This is a genomic window from Blastococcus sp. CT_GayMR20 (assembly GCF_004570345.1).
Genome location: NZ_SPQM01000272.1, coordinates 1 through 2764 on the forward strand (window position 1 = coordinate 1; position 2764 = coordinate 2764).

The 2764-nt window shown below is 73.4% G+C and carries 2 protein-coding genes and 1 pseudogene; 1 reads left to right on the forward strand and 2 read right to left on the reverse strand.

Annotated features, from left to right (window positions below; all coding sequences use genetic code 11):
* The coding region (locus E4P40_RS27195) for an aldehyde dehydrogenase family protein (protein WP_135161407.1) at positions 1–1083 on the reverse strand (1083 nt) is incomplete at its 3' end.
* Between the two features lie 11 nt (positions 1084–1094).
* A complete protein-coding gene (locus E4P40_RS27200; RefSeq protein ID WP_135161408.1) occupies positions 1095–2027 on the reverse strand; it encodes a proline dehydrogenase family protein in 933 nt (310 codons plus the stop codon).
* Positions 2028–2162: 135 nt separating this feature from the next.
* On the opposite strand from E4P40_RS27200, the pseudogene E4P40_RS27205 reads away from it, so the two are divergent.
* Positions 2163–2764 (forward strand): annotated as a pseudogene (locus tag E4P40_RS27205) (hypothetical protein); the annotation flags it as partial.

Below are 2764 nucleotides of genomic sequence, written 5' to 3' on the forward strand. Positions count from 1 at the left end.
GTCGGTGACGTCGCCCATCGGCAGCGACTCGGTCGTGGCGACCAGGTCGTCCCGGAGCCGCGACCAGACGCTGCGCGGCACGTAGGCGCGCGAGGCCGCCGAGCACTTCTGCCCCTGGAACTCGAACGCGCCGCGGACCAGCGCGGTGCGCAGCACGTCGACGTCGGCCGAGGGGTGGGCGACGACGAAGTCCTTGCCGCCGGTCTCCCCCACGATGCGCGGGTAGCCGCGGTAGGAAGCGATGTTCTCCCCCACCGTGCGCCACAGGTGCTGGAACACCGCGGTGGAGCCGGTGAAGTGGATGCCGGCCAGGTCGCGGTCGGCGAGGGCGACCTCGGAGACGGGGATCCCGTCGCCGGTGACCATGTTGATGACGCCGGGAGGAAGGCCGGCCGCCTCGAGCAGCCGCATCACGTGGTGCGCGGCGAACTGCTGCGTGGGTGAGGGCTTCCAGACCACCGTGTTCCCCATCAGCGCCGGCGCCGTCGGCAGGTTGCCGGCGATCGCGGTGAAGTTGAACGGCGTGATCGCGTAGACGAAGCCCTCGAGCGGGCGGTGGTCGACCCGGTTCCAGACGCCCGTCGACGACTCCGGCTGCTCGGCGAGGATCTGCCGGGCGAAGTGCACGTTGTAGCGCCAGAAGTCGATCAGCTCGCAGGCCGCGTCGATCTCGGCCTGGTAGGCGGTCTTGCTCTGGCCGAGCATCGTGGCGCCGTTGAGCGTCTGCCGCCACGGCCCGGCGAGCAGGTCGGCGGCCTTGAGGAACACCGCGGCGCGGTCGTCGAAGGACAGCTCGGCCCAGCCGGGCGCCGCGTCCTTCGCCGACCGGACGGCCTCCTCGGCGTCGGCGTGGGTCGCCTGCGCGGACGTGCCCAGGACGGCGGAGTGCCGGTGCGGCTGGACGACCTCGAACTTCTCCCCCGAGGCCATCCGCTGCCGGCCGCCGATCGTGCTGGTCAGCTCCAGGCCCTGGTCGGCCAGCTCGGGCAACCGCGCCTCCAGAGCGGCGCGCTCGGGCGAGCCGGGGGCGTAGGTCAGCACCGGCTCGTTGTGCGGGGCGGGAACACGGGTGACGGCGTCCATGGCGGGACCTCTCAGGATTTCGTGACGAGCGAGCGGAGGAAGAAGCCGACGTTGGCCGGGCGCTCGGCCAGCCGGCGCATGAAGTAGGCGTACCAGTCGATGCCGTACGGGACGTAGGCGCGCACGGTCGTGCCGGCGGTGGCCAGCCGTCGCTGCTCGTCGGGCCGGATGCCGTAGAGCATCTGGATCTCCCACGAGGCGGCGGCGCGGGAGTGCTGGGCGGCCAGCTCGTGGGCGCGGGCGACCACGGCGGGGTCGTGCGAGCCGACCATCGGGTAGCCGGGGCCGGTCATCAGGATCTCCAGGCACCGGGCGTACGCGGCGTCGACGTCCTTCTTCTTCTGGTGCGCGACGGTCGGCGGCTCGTTGTAGGCGCCCTTGACGAGGCGCACCCGGGAGCCGCTGACGGCCAGCGCCTTGGCGTCGTCCTCGGTGCGGAAGAGCATCGCCTGCAGGACGGCGCCGGTGCCGGGGTGCTCCTTGCGGAGATCGGCCAGCGCGGCGAGGGTCGAGTCGACCGTGCGCGAGTCCTCCATGTCGAGGGTGACCGTCGTGCCCATGGCCGTGGCGGCCTCGACGACAGGACGCACCGTCTCGACGGCGAAGTCGTGCCCCCCGACGGGCAGGCCCTGGCCGCAGGCCGACAGCTTCATGGACACCTCGGCGGCGCGACCGAGCTGCAGCGGCTCGAGCGCCTCGAGCAGCCGGAGGTAGGCGTCGCGGGTGCGCAGCGCCTCCGACCGGTCGGTGACGTCCTCACCGAGGTGGTCGAGGGTCACCTGGATGCCGGACGACGACAACCGCCGGACGGCGACCAGCGCGTCGTCCAGCGTCTCGCCGGCGACGAACCGGTCGACCACCTTCCGCGTCGCCGGGTTGCCGACCACGACGCGGCGCAGGCCGGGACGTCGCGATGCGGCCAGCAGGGCCTTCTGCAGAACCACGGGACCTCCCGGGTACGCGGGCTCGACCGGGGAAGTCGGTCGGCCTCGACGCTAGGCACCGCCACCCCTTCGGGCCAGGGACAGATGTCCAGAAGCAGTGCCCGTGTTCTCATACATGTGTACAGGGGGTGGGAGATGCGGGACGACCTGCAGGAGCTCGTGGACGAGGTGTCCCGCGTGCTCGCCGCACCGGCGACGCTCGAGGACGCCGAGTTCACCCTCCTCGCGTTCTGCGCCCACGACGACAGCGGCGCCGGCGCGATGGACGCCGTCCGCACGCGGTCGATCCTGACCCGCGGCTCCCCGCCGGAGACGCGCCGGTGGTTCGAGGAGTTCGGCATCGCCTCGGCCGAGGGGCCGCTGCGCACACCCGCGGACGACGCCGCAGGGATCCTCACCCGGCTCGTGCTGCCGGTCCGGCACGCCGGCCGGACCCGCGGCTACCTGTGGCTGCTCGACGGTGGGCGGATCGATCCGCACTCCCCCGACGACCAGGCCCTCGCCGCCGCCGTGGAACTGGCCGCGGCGGCGGGGCGGCTGCTGGCCGAGCGGGCGGACGACGACGACCTCGGCCGCCCGCTCGCCGAGGCCCTGACCGGCAGGCCGGGCGCGCGGTCCTCCGCCGCGCGGCTGCTCGGCTCCGCGCTGGGGGAGCAGACGGGCCAGGTCCTGGTCGTCGGGGGAGTGCGGATCGATCCGCCCACCGTCGAGCAGCCACAGGTAGCCGCGGGTCCGGC